Source organism: Pseudidiomarina insulisalsae, assembly GCF_003987065.1.
Taxonomy (GTDB): domain Bacteria; phylum Pseudomonadota; class Gammaproteobacteria; order Enterobacterales; family Alteromonadaceae; genus Pseudidiomarina; species Pseudidiomarina insulisalsae.
Map to the genome: position 1 here is coordinate 23,399 of NZ_PIPY01000004.1, position 22,582 is coordinate 45,980.

The window sequence follows — 22,582 nt, forward strand, 5'->3', positions numbered from 1 at the left end:
AATATCAACGCTTCCAATTGAGGGTTGGATCAAGGATAATTGCGCGTTGTTGTCGGGCAAACGAAGATTTTTAGTGTGGGAAAAACAACCATCATAGCGATTGCTGGTGCATCAGCATCGGGCAAGAGTCTATTCGCATCAACTGTATACCAGGAGCTGGTTGCCGAATTAGGTGGCAATGGTATCGCTATTCTGAATGAAGACGCGTACTACCGTGATCAGAGTCACCTGACGTTTGAACAACGTCAACTCACCAATTATGACCATCCATCTGCGTTCGAGCATGAGTTGCTGGTAGAGCATCTGCAGCAACTGAGTGCCGGGCAGGCAATAGCCATGCCGCAGTACAGTTATAAAAATCATACCCGTACAGAAGACACCATTAAGGTGCAGCCCGGCAAAGTCATTATGGTAGAAGGGATTTTGTTGCTCCACGATCCGAATTTGCGTAAGTTATTCGACATCTCGGTCTTTATGGATACCCCGCTCGATGTTTGCTTATTGCGCCGCATGATCCGCGACGTAGAGGAGCGAGGACGCACCATTCAGTCGGTTGCCGAGCAATATGAAGAGACGGTTCGTCCGGCATTTTTTGAGTTCATTTTGCCATCGAAGCAATTTGCAGACTTGGTGGTGACCCGCGGCGGTCAGAATGAGATTGCCATCGACCTGATAAAATCTAAAATTCGTCAATTGCTGGCGGAATAAGAAACAACTAAAAAACGGTCTTTTATATGAATAGTTTTCTTGGCATTGCCATCTTATTTGCCATCGCCATTGCATTTTCCACGAACCGCAAGAATATTCGCTGGCGCACTGTCGGCGGCGCTTTCGCCATCCAGGTGTTGTTAGGCGCATTCGTTCTTTATGTGCCGTTTGGCCAGGATGTGCTTTATGCGGTGGCCTCCGGTGTGGCGCAAATTATTGCATTCACCGGCGCCGGCATTGACTTCATGTTCGGTGGCCTCGCCTCTTCTGACTTTGGCTTTGTATTTGCTATTCAGGTGCTGAGCGTTATCGTCTTCTTCTCGTCGCTTATTTCCGTCCTTTACTACCTCGGTATTATGAAATGGATTATCCGGATTTTGGGTGGCGGTTTACAAAAAATTATTGGCAGTAGCCGGCCTGAATCGATGTCAGCAGCGGCCAATATTTTTGTGGGTCAGACCGAAGCGCCAATGATGGTCCGTCCGTTCATCTCCAGCATGACCCGCTCTGAGCTATTTGCGGTAATGGTCGGTGGTATGTGTTCGGTTTCAGGCTCAGTGCTTGCCGGTTATGCCGGTGTCGGTGTCGAGTTAAAGTACCTTATCGCAGCGAGCTTTATGGCCGCACCTGCAGGCTTGATGATGGCCAAGATTATTATCCCTGAGCTGGATAAGCCGCGTGAGGATATTGAGTCGATTATCGAAAACAATAACACCCAAAAAGCCGGTGATATTCAGGTTGAAGACCGCTCTGTGAACGTCATCGACGCTGCGGCGGCGGGTGCCTCCAGCGGTGTTCAACTGGCCATTAACGTAGGTGCGATGCTCATCGCATTCGTTGCGTTGATTGCGCTGATTAACGGCATTTTTGGTTGGGTTGGCGGCTGGTTTGGTCACCCCGACTTATCGTTACAGGAAATTTTTGGCTACGTATTCCAGCCCATTGCCTATGTTTTAGGTGTTAGCTGGGATGAAGCGCAGTTAGCCGGTAGCTTTATTGGCCAGAAGCTGGTCATCAACGAATTTGTCGCTTATCTGGACTTCGTAAATTATCGCGAGCAGCTAAGTGAACACAGTGAAGTTATTATTACCTTTGTACTTTGCGGTTTTGCCAACTTTTCATCTATTGCCATTCTACTGGGTGGTCTTGGCGGTATGGCGCCCAGCCGGCGCCATGATATTGCGCGGTTAGGTATCCGCGCATTGTTGGCGGCAACACTGGCGAACATGATGAGCGCTGCGATTGCCGGTTTCTTCTTCAGCCTCGGCTAAACGGCAACAAAGCCTGTTTAGCCAGCCTGAAAATAAAACGACCCGCGAAGGTATTATTCGCGGGTTTTTTTATGTTTACGCATCACGCCTTCCTGCGCCGTTGAGGCTACCAATACGCCGTCACGGGTAAAGAACTGACCGCGTACCAACCCCCGCGCACCGCAGGCGACCGGACTATCGATTGCGTAGAGAATCCAGTCGTCCATGCGAAAGTCTTTGTGAAACCACATGGAGTGGTCAATGGTGGCCATCTGCATATCCGGTTGCGCGAAACTCGCGCCATGTGGCTGCAGAGCTGTCGGCAGGAAATTGAAATCAGACGCGTACGCAAGAAGATATTTATGAATCCGTGAGTCACGCGGCATTTCGCCGTTGGCACGGATCCAGACGTAACGCCGGGGTGCATCAACTTTTGGTTTGAACGGATTGTTGGCGGTTACAAAGCGCATTTCGATCGGTTTTTCCGAAATGAACTTATTGCGGATCTTGGCCGGAATCAGTTCAGCATGCTCGCGGTAGATATCAAGATCAGAAACCAGCCCCTCAGGACCCGGTACTTCAGGCATGGTGTCCTGATGTTCAAAACCAGGTTCGTCTATCTGAAAGGAGGCCGTCATATAAAAAATCGGTTTGCCATACTGAATGGCTTTTACCCGCCGGGTTGAGAAGCTCTTGCCATCGCGGACATTCTCAACATCGTAAACGATCGGTTTCTGCGCGTCGCCCGGACGTAAAAAATAAGAATGCAGAGAGTGTACTTTACGGTCTTGAGGTAATGTCTCTTTCGCCGCTGAAAGCGCCTGGCCGATGACCTGACCGCCGAAGACCGCGCCGAAACCCAGATCCTGACTCTGACCGCGGTAAATTCCCTGTTCAATCGTCTCAAGACGCAGTAGATCGAGCAAATCGTGCAATACCTGGCTCATGGTGGTTCCTTTTTAGCACTGGAGATGATCATTATATGCAGGGCGTGCGCGGCGACAACCGTTCATTGGTTAATTTACTTCTAATTAAGAACATCTTGGACTAAGTAGCAACGCCATTGACAGGTAGCATTAGCGGCCAGCTAAACCATGCCCAGTTATCGAACAAACCAGGTTGTCGCGATGAATGAAGTGAAACACTATAAAATTAATGAGCACACGATTGCCCTTGAGCAACGCGCGGGCGTGTTCGCCCCCAGCGCCCATGGCCTTTATTTTGCTGAGAATGTCAGCTTTGCCGCAGGCGAAAGCGTTATTGATGTCGGCTGTGGCAGTGGCGTGCTGGCAATTCTGGCGGCTTTGCAAGGCGCGCATGTGACGGCTACAGATATTGCCGCCAATGCAACCGCGTTGACTCAGGCAAACGCCCAGCGCAATGGCGTCAACGTGGAAACCTTTACCGGCGGCTTTTTTGCCGGACAACAGCGCAGCTATGATGTCATTGTGGCGAACTTACCACAGGAAATAGTGGCCCCTACAGCCATGCTCGAAGCGCATACGCAACGCAGCGAAATCGACGGCGGTCTGCGTGGTAACGATCTGGTAGTGGAAATGCTGCAGCAGGCGCCGGCCTATATGCATGCGAGTTCGCGCCTTTACTTGCCGCTTCATACCTTAAGTGATTATCAACATACGCTGGCGGAGGCATTCGAACGCTATCAGGTGCGGTGGGTGAGCTGTGGTGAGCTGGCAGCAAAACCTTTCGTTACCGATCATCTGCCGCAATACCTGGAGCTGCTGCAGCAAGGTATTATTCGTTTGTATCAGCGCAACGAGAAATGGTGGACCAATGTTTATGTGATTGAATTAACCCTCAAGTAAGTCGCCGGGTTTCGTTTAAAAGCTAGACAATAGTCGAATACAAAAGGCTTTCAACCACTTAGCGAGTTGATCTTTGCGCGCTAAGATCCCATAGTGAACAGAGCTATCATTTTTGGCTTAGCTGGCGATTTATGGCTAAGCTTATATGAATCTATCGTTCGTGGAAAAGGAGAGAGCTATGTCGAGCCACGACAGCCTGAAAACCTTAAGTACGTTAGAAGTCAATGGCAAAACCTACCATTATTACAGCTTGCCGAAAGCGGCAGAAAAGCTGGCTTCAGTTGATGATGTCACCAAACTACCCGCCTCAATGAAGGTGTTGCTGGAAAATCTGTTACGCAACGAAGACGGTGACACGGTAAAAGAAGATGATATTGAAGCGATCGCGCAGTGGATGCGTGAACGCAAATCGGATCGTGAGATTCAGTACCGCCCGGCGCGGGTACTCATGCAGGACTTCACGGGTGTACCGGCAATCGTCGATTTGGCCGCGATGCGCGATGCCATCGGCAAAGCCGGTCAGGACCCTGAGCAAATCAACCCGCTATCTGCCGTCGATCTGGTCATTGACCACTCGGTGATGGTGGATGAGTTTGCCTCGCCAGAGGCATTTAAAGAAAACGTACGCAAAGAGATGGAACGTAACTTTGAGCGCTACCAGTTTTTGCGTTGGGGTCAAAAAGCATTTGAAAATTTCCGCGTGGTGCCACCGGGCACAGGTATCTGCCACCAGGTTAACCTTGAGTATCTGGCGAAAGTTGCCTGGACCAAAGAAGAGGGTGATCGCACCTATGTGCTGCCTGACACCCTGGTTGGTACCGACTCGCATACCACCATGATAAATGGTCTTGGGGTACTGGGTTGGGGTGTAGGCGGTATCGAAGCAGAAGCTGCAATGCTCGGGCAGCCGATTTCAATGCTGATCCCTGAAGTTGTCGGCTTCCGCTTTACCGGCAAATTACCGGAAGGCGTCACCGCCACTGACCTGGTGCTAACAGTTACGCAAATTCTGCGGAAACAGGGCGTGGTTGGTAAGTTCGTTGAATTTTATGGCCCCGGTCTGGATAACCTGCCATTGGCAGATCGCGCGACCATTGCCAATATGGCGCCTGAATATGGTGCGACCTGCGGCTTCTTCCCGGTTGACCAGGAAACCTTGCGTTACCTTGAGCTGTCAGGACGGGATCAGGAAACCATAGACTTAGTTGAAGCCTACAGTAAAGCGCAGGGTCTGTGGCGTGAAACCGACAAAGAGCCGGTCTTCAGTCAGTCACTTGAGCTTGATTTAGGTACTGTGACTGCCTCATTGGCAGGTCCGAAGCGACCTCAGGATCTGGTCAAAATGCCAGAGCTGGGCGCGAACTTCGATCTGATGCTGGAGCAATCGGGTCAGGCAGAGGAAACAGATAAAAAAGTACAGGTGGAAGGCGAGGATTATACGCTGTCACACGGTGATGTGGTGATTGCCGCCATTACTTCCTGTACGAACACGTCGAACCCAAGTGTGTTGATGGCCGCAGGCCTGGTAGCGAAAAAGGCCGTCGAGAAAGGTCTGAAGCGCAAGCCCTGGGTGAAGTCATCGCTGGCGCCCGGTTCGAAAGTCGTTACTGACTACTACGCCAGAGCGGGCTTTACCAAATACCTTGATGAACTTGGTTTCAACCTGGTGGGCTACGGCTGTACCACCTGTATCGGTAATTCAGGTCCATTGCCTGATGAAGTCAGTAAAGCGATTAAAGACGGCGATCTCATTGTTTCTTCCGTACTCTCAGGTAACCGTAACTTTGAGGGTCGGGTGCATCCTGAAGTGCAGGCGAACTGGCTGGCGTCACCACCTTTGGTCGTCGCTTACGCGTTGGCCGGTACCACTCGCATTGATTTAAGCAGTGAGCCGCTGGGCGAAGATAAAGACGGTAATCCTGTTTACCTGAAAGACATCTGGCCAAGCAGTCAGGAAATTGCCGATGCGGTAAGCTTTGTTGACGGTGAGATGTTCCGCAGAGAATACGCTGAAGTATTCAAGGGTGATGAAGAGTGGCGCAATATTCCGGTTGGTGAGGGCAAAACCTACAACTGGAGCGACGACTCAACTTATGTGAAAAACCCACCTTATTTCACTGAAATTGATCAACCATTGGAGCCCATCAGTGATATCGAGGGCGCCCGGGTATTAGCGGTCTTCGCTGACTCGATTACCACGGACCATATTTCACCGGCGGGCTCAATTAAACCTGACTCTCCGGCAGGTAAGTACCTGCAGGAAAACGGCGTGAAGATTAAAGACTTCAACTCTTATGGCTCACGCCGTGGTAATCACGAAGTAATGATGCGTGGTACCTTCGCCAACATCCGTATTAAGAACCAGATGCTTGATGGCGTTGAAGGTGGTTACACCCTGCATGTACCTTCGGGTGAACAAATGTCCATTTATGATGCGGCAATGAAGTATCAAGAGGATGATACACCGCTGGTGGTGCTGGCAGGTAAGGAATACGGTACCGGCTCAAGCCGTGACTGGGCTGCCAAGGGTACCATTTTGCTGGGTGTGAAGGCGGTCATTGCGGAAAGCTATGAGCGTATTCACCGTTCCAACCTGATTGGTATGGGCGTATTACCCCTGCAGTTCAAAGAAAACGAAGGCGTGCAGGCACACGACCTGACCGGCCATGAGAAGATTTCAGTCAAGGGAATTGATGAGAATCTCAAGCCGGGACAGATGTTGAAAGTCATCGCTGAGAAAGACGACGGCTCGACTGTTGAGTTTGAGGTGAAGTGTCGCATCGACACCAACAACGAGCTGCAATACTACCGTAACGGCGGTATCCTGCATTATGTGTTACGCGAGATGATCGATAAGTAAACACTTTCGCAGAAGCAAAAAAAAGCCAGGCGTGTTGCCTGGCTTCTTTGTGTCTGCGTATTAAATCCCCAGTTCGTCAGGTAACGGGGGTGGCGTTTTATAGTCGCGTGGTGGTGCAGCGCGCAGTTGACGTAAGGTTTCCTCTACCGCACGCTCAAGTTGCGGGTCGCGTCCCTGATTGACCGCCACTGGATTCAGTATCACTTCAATGTCGGGGGCAACACCTTCATTTTCCACAGCCCACTCACGTTCTGGAGTGAAAAAGCGGAAAAATGGCACGGTATGAAAACCACCGTCGATGAGACTAGGGTTCGCACTGATACCAATTAAACCACCCCAGGTACGGGTGCCAACGGTCGTCCCCAGATCCAGATACGAGAATGCCCAGGGCAGGAAGTCGCCACCGGAGCCAGCGTCCTGGTCAATCAGCATGGTTTTTGGCCCATGAATCGCCGCACCTGGTGTGGTCCAGACACTGCCATCACGCTCATACCAGCTGGACAAATGGGGGCGCGCCAGAATTTCAGTAATATAGTTCGCCGCCTGTCCACCGCCATTGCGTCGCTCATCAATTATCAGCGCTGGCTTTTCAGCCTGCGGGAAAAACATACGGTTGAAAAAGTAATAACCGGCGTCAGTGGTGTTGGGCAGATAGACATAGGCTAGTTGGCCTTGAGAAGCTTTCTCGACATAGTTCTGTTTATCTTTAATCCATGACCAGGTGCGTAAGTCACCATCATCTTTGCTGGTAACCACGCTCACCTGGCGACGGTTATCGCCCTCAGCGTTATCAGCAACCGTAAGAGTTACAGCTTGTCCGGCCGTACCGACCAGAAAGCTATGCAGATTATCCGCAGCGCTAAGCTCACGACCGTTTACTGCCAGAATAAAATCACCTTCAGCCGCATCCAGCCCGGGTACGGCAAGTGGTGCCTGTAACTCAGGACTCCAGCGGTCGCCAGTATAAATTTTTGCGATCTGATAGCGATTATCTCTTAGTTTGAAATCAGCACCGAGCAGGCCTACGGCATCAGGTTCGCCGCGATAAATATCACCACCGCCGACATTATTATGGCCAACCTGCAATTCGCTGATCATTGCCACTAACACCTGGTTCAGGTCGCTGCGCGTTTGCACGTGAGGCAGCATCGGCAGATATTTAGCATAGATACGGTGCCAGTCGAGACCGTGCATGTTCTCAGCGTAAAAGTATTCTTTTTGCATGCGCCAGACATCATCAAAGATCTGACGCCACTCTTTGCGCGGATCAATAAAGCTACGCACCTGATTAAGTGCAACCGGTTTACCTTCAAATTTCTCAGCTGCAGGGCCAATGGTCAGGTTATCAGGCGCAGCAAAAGTGAGTAACTGTTTACCGTCGCCACTTAAGTCATAACTACTGATATCGGCGGCAACCTGGGTTGCTTTGCGGCTTTCAAAATCGAAACGCATCAGCGTCATTTGATTTTGCGGCTGCGCCGGAGTGCTGATGCCGTCCTGCGGTTGCAACAAGTAATACAAGCTGCCATCGGCTGCCACCCGTAACGAATGGTAAAACTGCTCGCTGACCGGCAAGGCACTGATGCGTTGTGACAAACCTTCCAGGTCAATTTTGAACTCAGCGGCAGGTTCTTCGCCTTCCTTATTATCGGCAGGGGGGATATCTTCGCTTAACCGTGGGGGAACCGGTGACGGTGTTGTGGTGGTCAGGGAAAACGCGTAGATGCCCATTCGCACAGGACGCTCCTGTGTTGACAAGTCGAGACCATTTACCGCGGGACCAGCGTTCACCGAAGCGGTAAAAAATAGATAATCGTTGGTAAAGACCGGATTGCTGGCAAAGCTCATGCCCTCGGTCAGATCAATCACCTCTTCACTCTCGATAGCATAGAGATGCAAGCTACTAAACGCATTGGCACGCATGGTGCTGAAGGCCAGATACTGGCTATCGGGTGAAAATGACACAGTAAAGTCCCAGCGGCGTTGCGCGCGATGAATTTTACGCAAGGCGCCTGCTTGCGTGTCAAATAAATACAAATTCAAATGGTTGTCGTTCAGAGCAAGCCAGCGACCGTCAGGAGACCATTCCAACAACTGATAATAATGGCTGCCCGGTAAGGTGACAGATGTCGGTTCGCCGATGCCATCCTGTGGCGCGGTTACCAGGTGTTGACGCATGTCGTAGTCGGAGAGGTAGGCCACCTGATTAGTTTTTGGGTGCCACAGAGCGGTATATTCCCTTTTCCCATCGGTACGGGTCAGGTTACGTGTGGGGCCAAATTCGGCGGGCACGGAAAAAACATCGCCGCGGGCGGTTAATAATACGCGTTTACCGGAATGAGATAATTCCATTGCCGAAACCAGCTTACTGGCATCATGCCAGTCGGGCTCAGTTTGTGGCGCTGGCGCGGCCAGCTTCACCGGCAGTTGTTCGGGCGTACCCGCCAGATCGGAACGATACAGGTAACCGCCGGCGGTAAAGACAATCGTCGAGTCGTGACCGTTCGCGTGGGTGATATCCCACTCAATAAACTGAGTCAGTTGGGTCAGCTGCCCATCTGCGTAGCGATAAAGATTGGTCGCAACATCATCACGGTCCGACAGCAGATACAGCGCATCCTTGAGCCAGAATGGATGATGGTGACTGGCATTGGCGCGTGGTAGCTGTTCAAAGGATTCCGCGTCCTTATCAAGAATCCAGATCGGTGGCGTTGAACCGCCGCGATGCAGACGCCAGCCGGCGGTACTATTGTTGGGTAAGCGGTTGGGACGGTAGGCGAGGCGCTTGCCATCAGCGGCGAATTTGCCCTCCGCAACCACAGCTTCCATATATTTTTGTGGTAAGCCGCCACTGGTTGCGACCGAAAACAGCTGCTGACTACGGGTGTTCAGTACTTCGCGGTCAGAAGTAAAATAAACGCTCGCGCCATCACTACTCCAGTCGGTGACCAGATCGTCGGCGGGGTGATAGGTTAAGCGCTGCGGCGTGCCTCCGGCTAAAGAGACAATATAGACATCCTGATTGCCATGGTAATCTGCGGAAAACGCCAGCCATTGGCCATCAGAAGAAAACAGTGGTTTACTCTCGCTGGCCGGGTGACTGGTAAGCTGGCGCGGATTGGCGCCATTACGATCGGTGAGCCAGATATCTCCGCCGTAGACAAAGGCGATGTGTTGGTCTGAGATATCGGGTTGAGAGATCAATTGCGTGGGTGCGGTTGCGGTTTGTGCTGCGGCACTGGCGGCAGTCAGGCCAAGCACCGCAAGACCTGATCGGAGGTAGTTGTTCATGAGGTTTACCGTTGTTGTTATTGGTAAACCTCAAAATTAGCACAAATTTCTAAATTTGCAGCGCGCGCCCACCGTCTACTTTTAAGAACTCTCCGGTAATGAAGGTATTGTCCCGTAAAAAACGGACGGCCTGAATCATCGGTTTCAGCCCACCTTCAACCTTTAACGGCGTTTCAGACAGCACTTTCTGACGATGTTCGCTGTCGTGCTCAGGTAAAAACAAAATGGGGCCCGGCTGAATAGCATTCACCCTGATGGTAGGGGCAAGCGACTTGGCAAAGCTTTTAGTCAGATTTGCCAGACCGGCTTTGGCGGCACAGTACGCAATATGGGACGTAGTCGGGCTGTCAGTGTAGATATCGGTAATATTAACTACCAACGGGTTGCTAGCCTGCTGTAGCAGCTCCCGCAGGCCCTTAATGAGTAAATAGGGTGCTTGCACATGCACCTGAAAGACTGCGGCAAGACAAGCCGGGTCACTATCGACCGTGGCATTGTCAAAAAAGCATGAGGCGTTGTTGACCATGATATCAATGCGGTCAGTCACGTCACGAATTGTGGCAATCATTTGCCTGATAGCTACAGTGTCTGTCAGATCCGCCTGTACCCCGGTGGCACCTTGTTGTTCAAGTTCGGCAACGCCTTCACGCGAGGTATTGTAATGGGCAATCACGTGATAGCCCTCGGCCAGCAGACTCTTCGCCAGCTCAAAGCCAAAGCGCCGCCCGGCACCGGTAATCAAAGCTACAGGTTTGTCACTCATGCAATAAACTCCTCCTGCTTAACAGATGCCTGCAGTTCGCGCGCCATTGTCTGTAAATAATCCGGTACTGAGCGCCAGGTGGCAGTATCGTTACCGGTATTCAGCGGTCCCAGGATATCAATATCCATCGGCCGATCCTTTTCACTGCTGTTGGGATCGGAGCGGTCGCGTCCAAGTTTTTCTTCGATGTGATTGAAGGACTGTTTCAGCTTGGCTTGTTCCAACTCGGTTTCGATAACGAACAGCGCGTTAAGAAATTGGTGCTGGGTCTCAATAGCCACCGGTTGCGTATAGTGGGCACTGGAAAAAACAACCTGACCAAGTTGCTCGACTTGCTGACGCGCAACCGTGAAATTCGTTTCCGGATCTAAATTGGCGCCCATACTGCATAAGAAAATCTGTGTCATACCTTCAAAACCTTGTGCTGATTAGTCTTAGCATAACCTGTTACGCACGGCGCCGGAAGACAGATCCCTTAAGTTGCAATGAATTTCAGGGCTTGGTAGCCTAGCTACAAAGAGCTAAAGGAAGGGAACGTGCCGAAAAACTACGGCTTTATCATTCACATCGCTCTGTTGTTCTTCATCACGCTGTTGGCGCGACCTGCGAGTGCGCAGGACGTAACTGACGCCACCACCTATCAGTTAACACTTTCCTCTGAATTAAGCCGCGAAGGCTATTTTGTTGTCACGCTTGATCAGCTACCTCAGAAAGGGCTGCGCATCCAGCAAAGTTCGGATGTCGATTTTGCTGTTATTGATTCTGAATTTGCCTGGTTTGGTGATTTTGAAAAAATGACTTTGACCGGCTTTTCCGATGGTGATTATTACTTCCGGATTAAACCTGACGGTCGGTTGCAAAGCAACGTAGCGACCATTCAGGTCGCGCATTACCCGGGGTGGCAAGCTTACAGCTTATTTTTTATCGGACTGGGTCTGTTTGTGTTACTGGTAACGCTGATCATTAGCCTGCACCTGCGCAGCCTGAAACATCAGGAGGAAGCATGAGCGAAACCAGTGGCTTCGCCTTATCAAGCTCGTTAGGTTTGACCCTGGTCGCATTATTTGGCGTGGCCTGGATCATTTTTGGCTGGTATCTGGGACGTGCTAATAAAACCCATGAGGACTTTGCCCTGGCAGGGCGCAACGTCGGCTTCGCTCTGGCGGCGGCAACCGCAATGGCCACCTGGGTAACCAGTAATACGACCTTAGTGGCGCCGCAGTTGACCTACCAGTTTGGCGTCTGGGGTATGGTTGGCTATTCCTTTGCCGCGCTGGGTCTTATTTTATTTGCGCCACTGGCCGCGCGTATCAAGCGGCTGATGCCGCATGGTTATACCTCGGGCGATTTCGTAAGGCTGCGTTACGGGCGCTTCGCATGGTTTGTTTTTATCATTATTTCAGTAGTTTATGCCTTCGGTTGGCTGGTGAGTCTGGGTATGGCGGGCGGTATTTTGCTGGAAGCCTTAAGTGGCCTGGACTACCACATTGGTATGACATCCATTCTGGTTATCTGCGTCGGTTACACCCTGTTTGGCGGTCTGCGCGCAGTTATTGCCACTGACTTTATTCAGGCACTGATAATTATTATCGGCGTCGTACTGATTGCCTGGTTTTTGATTGACACGGTAAGCCTCGAGTCGATTCATCACGAAGTACAGGCGAATCATCCGCAGCTTCTTGATCTACTTTTCCCAGCTGCCATCATGTTCTTATTTAATAACGTTTTCTTTGGCCTTGGTGAGATTTTCCACTCCAATGTGTGGTGGTCGCGTGCACTGGCCTTTAAGGGACCCGTGGCCTTTAAAGCGTTCTTATTAGGAGGTTTATTGTGGCTGCCGATTCCTATTGTTACCGGATTTATTGCGCTGGCCGCTCCGCAGCTGGGTATTTTCCCGCCCAGCGCAGATATGGTCGGGCCCATGGTGGCAGCGGAGGTGCTTGGCAAGATCGGCGCAGTGGTGGTCTTTATAGTGGTATTTTCGGCATTAGCGTCTAGTCTTGATTCATTACTTGCGGCGACTTCAGACCTGATTACGCGTGATATTTACCACAAAACAATTAACCCCGAGGCGGGTGATCGGCATCTGATGCGCTTCAATCGCTACAGTATTTTAGGCTTGGGCATTGTGACCTGGCTGTTCTGTTTACCCAAGATTGCAACGCTTGGCGCTTTACTTAATTTCGCCGGCGCCTTTGTCGCCAGCACGATTTTCCCGATCGTGCTGGGGCTATACCAACGCAGGTTAGGCGGGCGCTTCGCCGCAGCGGCGATGGCGCTTGGCACCATAAGTGGCCTGATTGGCTACTTCGTCATTGGCTTTTATGTGGCTGCGCTGCTGTCGTGTATTGTCTCGGCAACATTGTGCGGTCTGGGCCTGTTATTGAGTCGCCAGCGATTTGACTGGCAGACATTAAACGAAGCAGAGGAGCGTAACTGATGACGATGGGGTTGACTGCTTTTAGCACCCTGGTCGTGGTGTGTCTGGCATTAACTGCATGCGCGCCGCTGATTCTGCTGGGTCTGTGGCTAAAAGATTTTCTTTCTAAACAATTATGGTAAACCATTATGAACGTAAATGACGTTTCGTTTGAACGTAAGCGTCCGGATGTTTATGGAGATGCACATCCAAAAGCATTATTACGGACTATTCAGGAAGACGGTGACTTTCTGGTAAAGCTGGCGAATCAGCATATTGTGTCAGGTGACCAGTTTGATCAGGACACCATGAAGCAGTTGTTCCGATTGGCGGCAAAGATTGAAAGTAATCCCAAACGTTTTAGCTCACCGTTACAAAATAAAATTCTGATCAGTGCTTTTTACGAGCCCAGCACCCGCACCCGGCTTTCATTTGAAAGTGCCTGGCATCGTTTGGGTGGTGACATCATGTCGATTACTGACCGTTCCACCACCGGCATCGCCAAGGGCGAGTGTCTGGCAGATGTCGCAGAAATGTTTAACAACTACGGCGACTGCGTGGTGTTACGTGACAGCAATGAAAGCTCGCTGTTTGAAATGATGGATGCGCTCCGTATTCCTATTATTAACGCCGGCAATGGGGTAGATGAGCACCCGACGCAGGCGCTGGCAGATATGTATGCTATTTTTAAATGGCGTCCGACCCTGGTAAATGCCGAAGATCAGGACAAAGTGAAGATCGGTGTGATTGGGGTACCTGACAAAATGCGTACCGTACGCAGTTTTCTGAAGTGTTTGTCGATATTTGCTCACGCGGTCGATGAATTAGTGATTATCCACGACGAGAAATGTTCAGATGAGCTATTTGGTGAGGGACAGCGCGAGGAACTCGAGTCCCGTGGCATCACCATCCGTACGGAAACCGAGCTCGATAGCGTGCTACCTGAACTTGATGTGGTCTACATCAACGCAATCTCCTGGGAAGGCGATACCTTTAATACCTACGGCAGTGCGTTTCACCTGACTGCGGGCTCACCGCTGAAAGAAGATGCCATTATTCTGCACCCACTGGCACGCGGCGAGGAGCTATCGACGGATCTCGACCATACCAGCCATAACTGGTATTTCAGCCAGGCACGCGGCGCGGTATTCCTGCGCATGGCACTGTTGACTTGTATGGTTGAGCGCGCGGAACGCGTCATTGACGTGGTGTAACAGGACGGACGTACGTAAGTACACTAACTAGCGAGGATTAAGCAAACATGTGTGGTATTGCAGGAATTTTTAATCAACGCACCGAGCAGACACCGGATGCGCAAACGCTCGTGAACATGGCCGCGATTATGCATCACCGCGGGCCCGATGGTTATGGCTTTAAGATTATGGAAGACACCGGGGTAGCCTTTAGTCACGCCCGCCTGTCGATTATTGATTTAAATGAAGTTCGCGGCCGCCAGCCTTTTATTTCTGACGATGGCAATTTGTTGCTGGCTCATAACGGCGAATTTTATGACTTTAAACGCATCCGTGCAGATCTGACTGCGCAAGGTGCGCGCTTTCGCACCAAAAGTGACTCCGAAATTGTCATGCATCTTTATGCCCGCGAAGGACTTGAGGAAACCTTGAAGCATTTGCGCGGCGAGTTTGCTTTTGGTCTTTATGACAAAAGCGAAGACTGCATGTACTTGGTTCGTGACCGCTTTGGCATTAAACCGCTCTATTACACACATACCCCTGACGGGGTGGTGTTTGGTTCGGAGCTGAAAGTGTTGTTCGCGCACCCTTCGGTGAAGCGCGAATTTTCCACCGAAGGCCTGTACCATCAACTGATTCAGGTGATGGTGCCAGGCTCTACCGCATTTGATGGAATTTATCAGGTGCCACCGGGCCATGTGGTCAAAGTAAAGCGTCGCAATGGCCAGCTTGAGCTTGAGGAGCACAAGTACTGGGATGTGGATTTTCCCCAGGAAAGTGAGTACCCGGGCGATGATGTTGACGAAGCTACTTATATAGAGGGGGTGCGCAAGCACCTGCTTGAAGCCGTTCAACATCGCCTGACTGCCGATGTTCCGGTTGGTTGTTACCTGTCAGGCGGTATCGATTCCTGTGCGATTCTCGGACTGTCAGCGGCGTCGACGCAAACTTCGGTCAAGGCGTTTACCATTGGCTTTGACTCAGACGAATACGATGAAACGCCGATCGCCTCGGAAATGGCTGAAGCCACCGGTGCTGAACACCACATTATGCGACTGAATGCAGATGACCTGTACGACCATTTCGTGAAGACAATCTGGCATACCGAGCGCACCATTTACAATACGTTGGGTGTTGCTAAATACCTGATGAGCCAGCAGGTGAATGAGGTCAACTACAAGGTGGTACTCACCGGCGAGGGCTCAGATGAACTCTTTGCCGGTTATCCGGCCTTTCGTAAAGACATGTTCCTGCATGGTCTGGACCACCTGCCTGACAGCGAACGAGCGGCCTGGCAGGAGTTATTAGAAAAAAATAACCGGTTGTTTAAAGGCGCCATGCTGGCGCGCGAAGAGCATGTGAGTCCTGCGTTTAATACCAAAATGGGCTTCACCCCCAGCTGCGTGCAGCCATGGCTGTCATGTGCAAGCGTTGCCTTGCCGTTAATTGCCGAACATCGTCGTGACGAGGTGAAAGACTACGATCCGGGTAAGGCGATTGCTGATACCCTCGACGAGGACATGCTTAAAGGACGTCATCCGCTTGATCGGGCCCAGTATGTTTGGATTAAAACCATGCTGGAAGGGCAAATTCTGACCTGGGGTGGCGACCGCGTCGATATGGCGAACTCAATGGAAGCACGTCCGGCGTTTCTTGACCATCACCTGGCCGAGTACGCGTTTACCGTACCACCGCACCTGCGTATTAAGGGTAACAAAGAAAAATACGTGTTGCGCGAAGCCATGAAAGGGCTACTGCCGGAAACGTTGTATAAACGTGAAAAGTTTGCCTTTATGGCACCACCGGCTCATACCGATCCGAAAAAGTGGCAGGCAGTGGTGAAACTGGCAGAGCAGTTCTTATCTAAAGAGGCGGTCGAAGAGGCCGGACTACTGGATTATGCCGAGGTAGAACGCACCTTTGCCAAGCATGAGTCCGACGACGTTAGTATTGACGAAAAGGTGCAACTTGATGCGGTTATTAATCACATGCTGGGTGTGCAAATTCTGCATCACCACTTTGTCAAAACCGATGTTCCGGTAGTTGCCGCACAGCGAGCCAAAGAATTAGGTTGGCTCGCGTAAGCAGACAGCTGGCAAATCGTGCTTAACGCACGATTTGCAGCAATACCTTAGCAATATCGGTGTTGTCTTTATAGCCACGTAATTGGTCCGCATAAGGCCCTATGGCCATAATGGGTACATCAACAGCCGTATGGCCACTGGTGGTCCAGCCGGTGCGGGTGGTTTCACTGATAACTTTTACCAGCGCGGCGTGAATTCGTTTCGCATGGTCGCGCTTATCTTCACTGCCGCTCATCTCAGTTGCCAAAAGCTGCTGCCATTGTTCGTCGCTAAGCGGTAAGTTCAGGCGTGGCTCCAGGTAGCTGCGCCACTCATCGCGCGAGCGTTCAAGCACGCCGGCGACAAGCACTTCCAGTGAATTCTCAATGGCCATCACCCGCTCGGAATACCAGGCGTACTCGCCGCCCTGACCAAGGGTCAGCCCGCCAGTGGAATGATCGGCGGTGACGACTATCAGGGTATTAGGATTCTGTTTTTGAAAGTCCAGCGCGACTTGTAAGGCCTGCGCAAAGTCACTGACCTCGTGCACCGCGCAGGCAATGTCGTTGGCATGACCACACCAGTCAATTTTGGAACCCTCAACCATCAGCGCGAAAGGCTCACCTGACTGTGTCTGGGCACTGCTTAACAAGCGTAAAGCGTTATGCGTCAGTTGGGCCAGTCGCGGCTCATCGTCAATTGCGTACGGAATCGCAACAGGAGCAAACAAACCCAGCACGGGTAATTGCTGCACGCTATCCAGTTGCTGATAGTTATCAACCACGGTCATGCCCTGTGCTTCGAGCTCAGGTAACCAGTTTTTATCTTCACGGTTAAAGTAGCTCATACCGCCACCGAGCAGGACGTCAAAACTCCATTTGTCGCCGTAACGGGTGCTGGCAAAAGAGTCCGCAATTTCATTGTACATTTTGCGCGACGAATGGTGGGTAAAAAACGAAGCCGGCGTGGCATGGTTCACTTGCGAGGTTGATACGGCTCCGGTATGCCAGCCGTGTTCACGGGCCTTTTCCATCAGTGTCTGCTGCGGATGCTGCTGACTGTCGACGCCAATCGCGCCATTATAACTTTTTACGCCGGTCGCAAGAGCGGTGGCGCTTGCAGCAGAGTCGGTCACCCAGGTGTCATCGTCTGGATAGGTGGTTGCTGCACCGACTAAAATCTCGTCGAAGGGTGTGCTTGCCAGAGGCTGGCCCAGTTCACTCATGGCGTACCGGTAGGCCGAGATAAACTCAAAGCCAGTGCCATCACCAATCAGAAAAATAATATTCGGCGCGCGTTTGCTGGCAGCCGTCGCAGGCTTGGCTGCATCTGCGACAGGGGGTTCAGCCAACTGCGTGGCGCAGGCGCCCAGCGACAGACTTAAGGCGGTAATTAAAAGCGTTCGACGAAACATGAAGGGCATACTCCCTGAAATGAAAACCTGAACGCATCATAGCACAGGGCAGGTGACAAGCAGATGACCATTCGACTAAGTAAAAATTTTTCACGGTGAATACTTGAAAAAAACCGTGCTGGCCTTACTTAGTAGTTGTCGGAGATGTCTCAGAGAGAGTCCCGACAAAGTTTAACATTGCTTCTTAAGGAGAATGAAAATGGCAACAATTGATTTATCACCACTTTATCGTAGCAGTATTGGTTTTGACCGTATGGCCCGCCTGTTAGACGCAGCAATGCGCGCTGATGGCAACGGTGCCGGTGGTTATCCTCCCTATAACATCGAGGTTATTGGCGACAACCGTTATGCCATTACATTGGCGGTAGCCGGGTTTGGCGAAGACGAGCTCAGCATTGAAGTCGAGAACGGCATTCTGAAAGTTCAGGGCCGTAAAGAGGATGAGCAGGACGAGCGCCAGTACTTGCACAAAGGCATTGGTTTTCGCAGCTTTGAGCGCAAATTCAACCTTGCCGACCACGTTGAGGTAAAAGGCGCGAAAATGGAAAATGGTCTGCTGACCATTGGCCTGGAAAAGATTATTCCAGAGGCAATGAAGCCGCGGAAAATCGAAATTGGTAATTCGTTAAACCTACTGGAAGGTAGTGCGAACAAGGCGAGCTAAGTACGCCTTATGAAAGCGAGAGGGCAGCTTAGCTGCCCTCACATTCTTGTTTTACCTCACGCCAGACCACTGGCTCCCAATACTCTTCACGATACGTACTTAATCGCTTCTCACGAATAAATTTTGCCGCAAGGTAATAGGTTGTGTCGGCTTTGACATCAATCTCAATCGGCTTTGCCTGCTGCAGTTGCTTGGTGCGACGCAGCCACTGATCCGCAATCAGCTCATGTAGTTCAATGACATGCTTACCCGGAGTTAACTTGATAATTGAGCGGCGTGGCGGAGCATTCTCCCCGTCAATTTCCGAGAAGTACGCCGGATACAGATCACGACTTTGCGGCGGTGTCGCAAAAACACTGATACGCCCGCAGGCATCACTGTCGGCTTTATTCACCTGCTCGTTAGTGACATCGACTTCCAGACGCCAGCCGGGTATTACCGTAGCGGAAGCTTGTCCGGTAAGCTCAAGGGTTTCAGTGCCCCGGGCCAGGGTCACCAGAAACTGATTACCGTGCTCTAAGGTTTCCAGGTAACCCACAATCTCTTCCAGTGGCTGCTCGGCCATATTTAAATCATCCACCTGTAACAGACGATCGCCGACCTGCAGCCCCATGGCGTCAGCTACTGAGCCCTGACGTACGGACAGTACCTCGCCGCTTGGATGCACCACCGCGCCCCAGTCAAAATAGCTGCGTGCTGGTTCCTGCATGCTGACTGCGGCTTCTTTACCATGGGCTTTTGCTGCGGCGACCGCTGCGGCGCGCGCATGTTCACGCGCTTGTTGTTCCTGCGCCTGCACAGTGCTTGCGCTTAGCGCAACGACAACTGCTAAACTAAGGCTGCTTAAAACTGTTTTCATGACTGGGTCTCCTGTGCGGTAAGTTCGGCGCGGCGTTGCCACAAGATCGCTATTTCAGCCTCATCGGCGCCTTTCAGATAGGCTTGCTGAATTTGCTGATCGACGGCGTCCAAACTGTAATTACTGGCTAATAACATCGGTGTCATATCCGGTGCGTGCTGGAGCGTGGGCTGCGGTTGCAGAACCATTACCCACGCCACTGCGGCAGCGGCTGCCAGCGGGGCAAACCAGAGTGGCCAGCGCCACTGCCGACGGCGGGGCTGCCGTTCTGGCGGTAACTGTGCGGCAACTTCCTGCCAGCTTAACGGACGGTCAGGCTCAGCGGCGTTCACCAGGTGCTGTTTTAACAGCTGCTCAGTGGAACTTAGGGTTGTATTGGTCGGGTTCTGCTTCATACCTGACTCCTCTCACGTAACTTCTTTAGTGCGCGATGGTAGCGCTGGCGTACGGTCGCGGCGCTTACCTCAAATAATTCTGCTAATTCGTCGTGCTGATAGCCTTCAACCAGATAGAGCCAGATCAGCTGATACTCATGCTCATCAAGGTGCCTGAGCAAGGCTTCGACAGAATCGAGCTGTTGCAGCCAGTCGCTTTGGCTTAACCAGTCCTGGGCATCAAGCTGTTCCTCAAACTCTGGCTCGACCGCAAGATGTTGTGGCTTGCGAAAATGTGACAAGGCAGTGTTTACGGTCAACTGCTTCAGCCAGCCGCCCAGGGCATCATGCTCACGCAACTGCCGCAACTTAGCAAAGGCCTGCAAAAACACGTCTTGAGTTAAATCGCGGGCCAGTTCCTGATCGCGGCACATGCCATTCAGCAGGCGCTGTACAGCGGGCTGAAAAGTTTCAAACAGCACCTTCTGACAGTCGCGACGCCCATTTTGCGCGCCGACAATAATGTCCTTTGCTAAGCTTTGTCCAAATCCACTCGCGGCCATAGGCATCCTGTTGCAACTCGTTCACTTTAAAAGATGCAACAGAATGGCGCTTTGTGACAGCAGAATCTGATTAAAACTGCAGATCGATGAGAATTGGATCGTGATCTGAGGCCCGGTAGGGGGAAGGCGCATACCAGTCAGGATGGCTGGCATAATTATCATAGCTTAACGCCCTGGGTTCATCGGCATTGATAAGCCAGTGTTGCTGATTCAACACGCGACCATGCAAAGCGCCGGAAACCAGCACGTGGTCGAGGCTGCCAGCCTGGGCGTCGTAGACGTACGAGTAGCCATCGGGCTCAAAATGTTCAGCGCGATTATGATAGCCCGCCGCTTTGAACACTTGCATCGGGTCTTCTTTGGCGTAGGCATTGAAATCACCCAATAGAATTTGAGCGTCAGTCTGTTGCAAACTCGGTTCGGTCTGCATTAACTGCACCAGTAATTCAGCAGACTGAACGCGGGCCAGATTCCAGCAGGCCTGAACGTCATTTTGATTAGCGTTAGGGTCATTAGCGTCGCGCGGACAGGAGCCCTTGGATTTAAAATGATTTACGGCTACGGCAAAACTCTCGCCGCTATGGTGTGGGCGAAACCGTTGGACCAGTGGGTAGCGGCTGCGATTGCTAAAGGGGCCGCTGGTGATGGTGAGTACTTTCCCCAAAGGCTCTACCCGGTCAGCGCGGTAAATCAGACCATTGGTAATCGAGGCCCCGCCGAATTCAGCTTCAGCTGCCTGAATAAATTGCCAGTCGGCGCCGGTACGCAAACGTAACTGCTCAATGAGACGCACGATTGCGCTGGTGGGAGTGTACCCATCATTTTCAAGCTCCATCAGGCCGATGACGTCGGCATTCAGGGCCGACAAGGCGGCAATAATTTTTTCTTCCTGACGCAAGAAGGCTTCGCGGGTTTGCGCGCCCCGGTCGGTAGGAAACTGTTGTTCTGCGCCCTCGCCGTTAAAATAATTAAGCACGTTGAAGGCCGCAATACGAATAACGCGTGCATCGGCGACCGGCAACGGCGCTTCGGGACGTGGGTTCAACGCTTCAAACTCAGGCGCCTGAGTCGGCTGAATACGGTACCGGCCATTAAATTGACTGAGAATACCGCTGACGGAGTGAACCTGATCGCCACTACGCAAAGTATTGCTCGCGCTCAGTGCCGGGGACGGGTAGGGCACCACCGCCGGATTCGGCGCCTGATTATCGTCAATCACCAGGCGTTGCAACTCGTAGCTGGCAGCCAGGGTACGTGCTGGTGCGCCCGGACTGGCGACCTGAGTTGGGGTATAGAGGCGTTGTAATGCGACATCAAAACTTCCATGCCGACCGAGCGCATAGGTGCCATTGACCACCAACCTTTGCGGTAGAGTAACGCGTTGTCCTTCAAGTGCTTCGAAGTCGGCCAGCTGGGCCACCGGCAAATGCAGTGGCTGACTTGGTGGCAACGGGGCGGTACCGCACCGGGCCAGATCGCTGATAGCAACCAGTTGGGTCAGCTGATTGGCCTCGCTGACGGTACCGGAAACCGTGACACGGTCGCCAATTGCCACCGTCTGGTCGCTGGCAACAAACAGTGCGGCTTGCTCACCTTGCAGAAAAAAACCACCCAGTTGATCCGGCTGCTGCCAGCTGGCGGTGACCGTACCGCTAACTTGCACCTGCTGATCCAGTAACGGCGAGACTGCTGCGTCGCCCTGCACCTGCGCGATGCTGTGGCTGCTTTGCGCACAGGCGGCCGCTACTGTGGTGGTGGGCTGAGTTGGAGTACAGCCGGCCAGCAGCGCTGCGCTCGCGGCAAGAATCAGGGTATGATTAAGAATTTTGTTTAAACTGCTGCTGTGCATAGCTTCCTACTTCCAGTACATCAGCGGCGTCAAGCCGCTCGGCGTCCATCATCGCAGCAATCCGCTGCATTGATGAAACGAGTTGTGATTGCTCCCAGTCGGCCAGCGCCTGGAACTTGTGAATGAAATCTTCCTGTAGCGGTCGTGGCGCTGCCTGCAATCGCTCAGCGCCACGGGCGGTAAGTGATAATACTACGCGGCGGCGATCTTCAGTGCTGCGCTCACGGTGAATCAGTTGCCGCTGCTCCAGCCGGTCAATAACATTACTCACCGTGGCAGGGCTTAAGGTAATATTCTGTGCTACGGCACTGGCAGTGATACCATCAGGCGCTGCCGCGACTTCCCGCAGTATCAGCAGCTGCGGCGCAGTAAGACCCGTCAGTTTATTCAGTTGTTTTGAGTAAAGGTCGGTTGCGCGTATGACTTTGCGCAGGGCTAATAATAGCTCTTCATATTTTTCCATAACAGGGATCCTTGTCCGATCAG

20 protein-coding genes are annotated in these 22,582 nt (G+C 51.9%); 10 read left to right on the forward strand and 10 right to left on the reverse strand.

The window, feature by feature from the left end; all coding sequences use genetic code 11:
• The first annotated feature begins 75 nt into the window (after nucleotides 1-75).
• Nucleotides 76-708, forward strand: a complete 633-nt coding sequence (gene udk, locus CWI71_RS04380) for a uridine kinase (RefSeq protein ID WP_126754054.1) — start codon at nucleotides 76-78, stop codon at nucleotides 706-708.
• Nucleotides 709-734: 26 nt separating this feature from the next.
• Nucleotides 735-1,979 (forward strand): NupC/NupG family nucleoside CNT transporter, encoded by a 1,245-nt coding sequence (locus CWI71_RS04385; RefSeq protein ID WP_126754055.1) that lies wholly within the window; start codon nucleotides 735-737, stop codon nucleotides 1,977-1,979.
• A 53-nt stretch (nucleotides 1,980-2,032) separates the two neighbouring features.
• On the opposite strand, the gene tesB is transcribed toward CWI71_RS04385, so the two are convergent.
• The gene (tesB, locus tag CWI71_RS04390; RefSeq protein ID WP_126754056.1) at nucleotides 2,033-2,905 is read right to left on the reverse strand and encodes an acyl-CoA thioesterase II; all 873 of its coding nucleotides are present in this window, start codon (nucleotides 2,903-2,905) and stop codon (nucleotides 2,033-2,035) included.
• A 180-nt stretch (nucleotides 2,906-3,085) separates the two neighbouring features.
• Here tesB and CWI71_RS04395 point away from each other — a divergent pair, with 180 nt between their 5' ends.
• Together CWI71_RS04395 and acnA are read left to right on the forward strand one after the other, a co-directional pair.
• On the forward strand, nucleotides 3,086-3,784 hold the full coding sequence (locus CWI71_RS04395; protein ID WP_157981052.1) for a methyltransferase: 699 nt from the start codon (nucleotides 3,086-3,088) through the stop codon (nucleotides 3,782-3,784).
• Between the two features lie 178 nt (nucleotides 3,785-3,962).
• Nucleotides 3,963-6,644 carry an aconitate hydratase AcnA gene (acnA, locus tag CWI71_RS04400; protein WP_126754058.1) on the forward strand — a complete coding sequence of 894 codons (2,682 nt, stop codon included), beginning with the start codon at nucleotides 3,963-3,965 and terminating at the stop codon, nucleotides 6,642-6,644.
• A gap of 60 nt (nucleotides 6,645-6,704) precedes the next feature.
• Here acnA and CWI71_RS04405 read toward each other — a convergent pair whose 3' ends face one another.
• The 3 genes from CWI71_RS04405 to folK are packed head-to-tail and all read right to left on the reverse strand — an operon-like array spanning nucleotide 6,705 to nucleotide 11,105.
• The gene (locus CWI71_RS04405; protein ID WP_126754059.1) at nucleotides 6,705-9,935 is read right to left on the reverse strand and encodes a S41 family peptidase; all 3,231 of its coding nucleotides are present in this window, start codon (nucleotides 9,933-9,935) and stop codon (nucleotides 6,705-6,707) included.
• Nucleotides 9,936-9,984: 49 nt separating this feature from the next.
• Nucleotides 9,985-10,698, reverse strand: a complete 714-nt coding sequence (locus CWI71_RS04410; RefSeq protein ID WP_126754060.1) for an SDR family oxidoreductase — start codon at nucleotides 10,696-10,698, stop codon at nucleotides 9,985-9,987.
• Complete coding sequence (gene folK, locus CWI71_RS04415) at nucleotides 10,695-11,105, reverse strand: 2-amino-4-hydroxy-6-hydroxymethyldihydropteridine diphosphokinase (RefSeq protein WP_126754061.1); 411 nt, start codon at nucleotides 11,103-11,105, stop codon at nucleotides 10,695-10,697. Before folK ends, CWI71_RS04410 begins: the two co-directional genes overlap by 4 nt.
• 129 nt (nucleotides 11,106-11,234) lie before the next feature.
• Here folK and CWI71_RS04420 point away from each other — a divergent pair, with 129 nt between their 5' ends.
• From CWI71_RS04420 to asnB, 5 genes are read left to right on the forward strand one after another with little or no spacing between them, the layout of a single operon-like run.
• Nucleotides 11,235-11,705 carry a hypothetical protein gene (locus tag CWI71_RS04420; protein ID WP_126754062.1) on the forward strand — a complete coding sequence of 157 codons (471 nt, stop codon included), beginning with the start codon at nucleotides 11,235-11,237 and terminating at the stop codon, nucleotides 11,703-11,705.
• The gene (locus tag CWI71_RS04425) at nucleotides 11,702-13,138 is read left to right on the forward strand and encodes a sodium:solute symporter family protein (protein WP_126754063.1); all 1,437 of its coding nucleotides are present in this window, start codon (nucleotides 11,702-11,704) and stop codon (nucleotides 13,136-13,138) included. Before CWI71_RS04420 ends, CWI71_RS04425 begins: the two co-directional genes overlap by 4 nt.
• Entirely contained in the window at nucleotides 13,138-13,260 is a 123-nt protein-coding gene (locus tag CWI71_RS12145) for a hypothetical protein (RefSeq protein WP_275069754.1), read from the forward strand. Before CWI71_RS04425 ends, CWI71_RS12145 begins: the two co-directional genes overlap by 1 nt.
• A 6-nt stretch (nucleotides 13,261-13,266) precedes the next feature.
• Nucleotides 13,267-14,331, forward strand: a complete 1,065-nt coding sequence (locus CWI71_RS04430) for an aspartate/ornithine carbamoyltransferase family protein (RefSeq protein ID WP_126754064.1) — start codon at nucleotides 13,267-13,269, stop codon at nucleotides 14,329-14,331.
• A 47-nt stretch (nucleotides 14,332-14,378) separates the two neighbouring features.
• Nucleotides 14,379-16,394 (forward strand): asparagine synthase (glutamine-hydrolyzing), encoded by a 2,016-nt coding sequence (asnB, locus tag CWI71_RS04435; protein ID WP_126754065.1) that lies wholly within the window; start codon nucleotides 14,379-14,381, stop codon nucleotides 16,392-16,394.
• A gap of 22 nt (nucleotides 16,395-16,416) precedes the next feature.
• Here the strand turns inward: asnB and CWI71_RS04440 are convergent, their stop codons facing one another.
• Nucleotides 16,417-17,787 (reverse strand): alkaline phosphatase, encoded by a 1,371-nt coding sequence (locus CWI71_RS04440; RefSeq protein WP_126754066.1) that lies wholly within the window; start codon nucleotides 17,785-17,787, stop codon nucleotides 16,417-16,419.
• Between the two features lie 199 nt (nucleotides 17,788-17,986).
• On the opposite strand from CWI71_RS04440, the gene CWI71_RS04445 reads away from it, so the two are divergent.
• On the forward strand, nucleotides 17,987-18,451 hold the full coding sequence (locus tag CWI71_RS04445; RefSeq protein WP_126754067.1) for an Hsp20 family protein: 465 nt from the start codon (nucleotides 17,987-17,989) through the stop codon (nucleotides 18,449-18,451).
• A gap of 28 nt (nucleotides 18,452-18,479) precedes the next feature.
• Here the strand turns inward: CWI71_RS04445 and CWI71_RS04450 are convergent, their stop codons facing one another.
• The 5 genes from CWI71_RS04450 to CWI71_RS04470 all read right to left on the reverse strand — a co-directional run bounded on the left by CWI71_RS04450 (nucleotide 18,480) and on the right by CWI71_RS04470 (nucleotide 22,559).
• Nucleotides 18,480-19,310 carry a PDZ domain-containing protein gene (locus CWI71_RS04450; protein WP_126754068.1) on the reverse strand — a complete coding sequence of 277 codons (831 nt, stop codon included), beginning with the start codon at nucleotides 19,308-19,310 and terminating at the stop codon, nucleotides 18,480-18,482.
• A complete protein-coding gene (locus tag CWI71_RS04455) occupies nucleotides 19,307-19,705 on the reverse strand; it encodes a hypothetical protein (RefSeq protein WP_126754069.1) in 399 nt (132 codons plus the stop codon). The genes CWI71_RS04450 and CWI71_RS04455 overlap by 4 nt, the downstream gene beginning before the upstream one ends.
• Nucleotides 19,702-20,247 (reverse strand): RNA polymerase sigma factor, encoded by a 546-nt coding sequence (locus tag CWI71_RS04460; protein ID WP_157981053.1) that lies wholly within the window; start codon nucleotides 20,245-20,247, stop codon nucleotides 19,702-19,704. The genes CWI71_RS04455 and CWI71_RS04460 overlap by 4 nt, the downstream gene beginning before the upstream one ends.
• Nucleotides 20,248-20,317: 70 nt before the next feature.
• On the reverse strand, nucleotides 20,318-22,096 hold the full coding sequence (locus tag CWI71_RS04465; protein WP_126754071.1) for an ExeM/NucH family extracellular endonuclease: 1,779 nt from the start codon (nucleotides 22,094-22,096) through the stop codon (nucleotides 20,318-20,320).
• Nucleotides 22,065-22,559, reverse strand: a complete 495-nt coding sequence (locus tag CWI71_RS04470; protein ID WP_126754072.1) for a MarR family winged helix-turn-helix transcriptional regulator — start codon at nucleotides 22,557-22,559, stop codon at nucleotides 22,065-22,067. Before CWI71_RS04470 ends, CWI71_RS04465 begins: the two co-directional genes overlap by 32 nt.
• Nucleotides 22,560-22,582 lie beyond the last annotated feature (23 nt).

Bases quoted from the DNA above. Each gene is read 5' to 3' on its own strand.
- CWI71_RS04385 (WP_126754055.1), top strand. From the start codon at position 735: ATGAATAGTTTTCTTGGCATTGCCATCTTATTTGCCATCGCCATTGCA.
- tesB (WP_126754056.1), bottom strand. From the start codon at position 2,905: ATGAGCCAGGTATTGCACGATTTGCTCGATCTACTGCGTCTTGAGACG.
- CWI71_RS04395 (WP_157981052.1), top strand. From the start codon at position 3,086: ATGAATGAAGTGAAACACTATAAAATTAATGAGCACACGATTGCCCTT.
- acnA (WP_126754058.1), top strand. From the start codon at position 3,963: ATGTCGAGCCACGACAGCCTGAAAACCTTAAGTACGTTAGAAGTCAAT.
- CWI71_RS04405 (WP_126754059.1), bottom strand. From the start codon at position 9,935: ATGAACAACTACCTCCGATCAGGTCTTGCGGTGCTTGGCCTGACTGCC.
- CWI71_RS04410 (WP_126754060.1), bottom strand. From the start codon at position 10,698: ATGAGTGACAAACCTGTAGCTTTGATTACCGGTGCCGGGCGGCGCTTT.
- folK (WP_126754061.1), bottom strand. From the start codon at position 11,105: ATGACACAGATTTTCTTATGCAGTATGGGCGCCAATTTAGATCCGGAA.
- CWI71_RS04425 (WP_126754063.1), top strand. From the start codon at position 11,702: ATGAGCGAAACCAGTGGCTTCGCCTTATCAAGCTCGTTAGGTTTGACC.
- CWI71_RS12145 (WP_275069754.1), top strand. From the start codon at position 13,138: ATGACGATGGGGTTGACTGCTTTTAGCACCCTGGTCGTGGTGTGTCTG.
- CWI71_RS04430 (WP_126754064.1), top strand. From the start codon at position 13,267: ATGAACGTAAATGACGTTTCGTTTGAACGTAAGCGTCCGGATGTTTAT.
- asnB (WP_126754065.1), top strand. From the start codon at position 14,379: ATGTGTGGTATTGCAGGAATTTTTAATCAACGCACCGAGCAGACACCG.
- CWI71_RS04440 (WP_126754066.1), bottom strand. From the start codon at position 17,787: ATGTTTCGTCGAACGCTTTTAATTACCGCCTTAAGTCTGTCGCTGGGC.
- CWI71_RS04445 (WP_126754067.1), top strand. From the start codon at position 17,987: ATGGCAACAATTGATTTATCACCACTTTATCGTAGCAGTATTGGTTTT.
- CWI71_RS04450 (WP_126754068.1), bottom strand. From the start codon at position 19,310: ATGAAAACAGTTTTAAGCAGCCTTAGTTTAGCAGTTGTCGTTGCGCTA.
- CWI71_RS04455 (WP_126754069.1), bottom strand. From the start codon at position 19,705: ATGAAGCAGAACCCGACCAATACAACCCTAAGTTCCACTGAGCAGCTG.
- CWI71_RS04460 (WP_157981053.1), bottom strand. From the start codon at position 20,247: ATGGCCGCGAGTGGATTTGGACAAAGCTTAGCAAAGGACATTATTGTC.
- CWI71_RS04465 (WP_126754071.1), bottom strand. From the start codon at position 22,096: ATGCACAGCAGCAGTTTAAACAAAATTCTTAATCATACCCTGATTCTT.
- CWI71_RS04470 (WP_126754072.1), bottom strand. From the start codon at position 22,559: ATGGAAAAATATGAAGAGCTATTATTAGCCCTGCGCAAAGTCATACGC.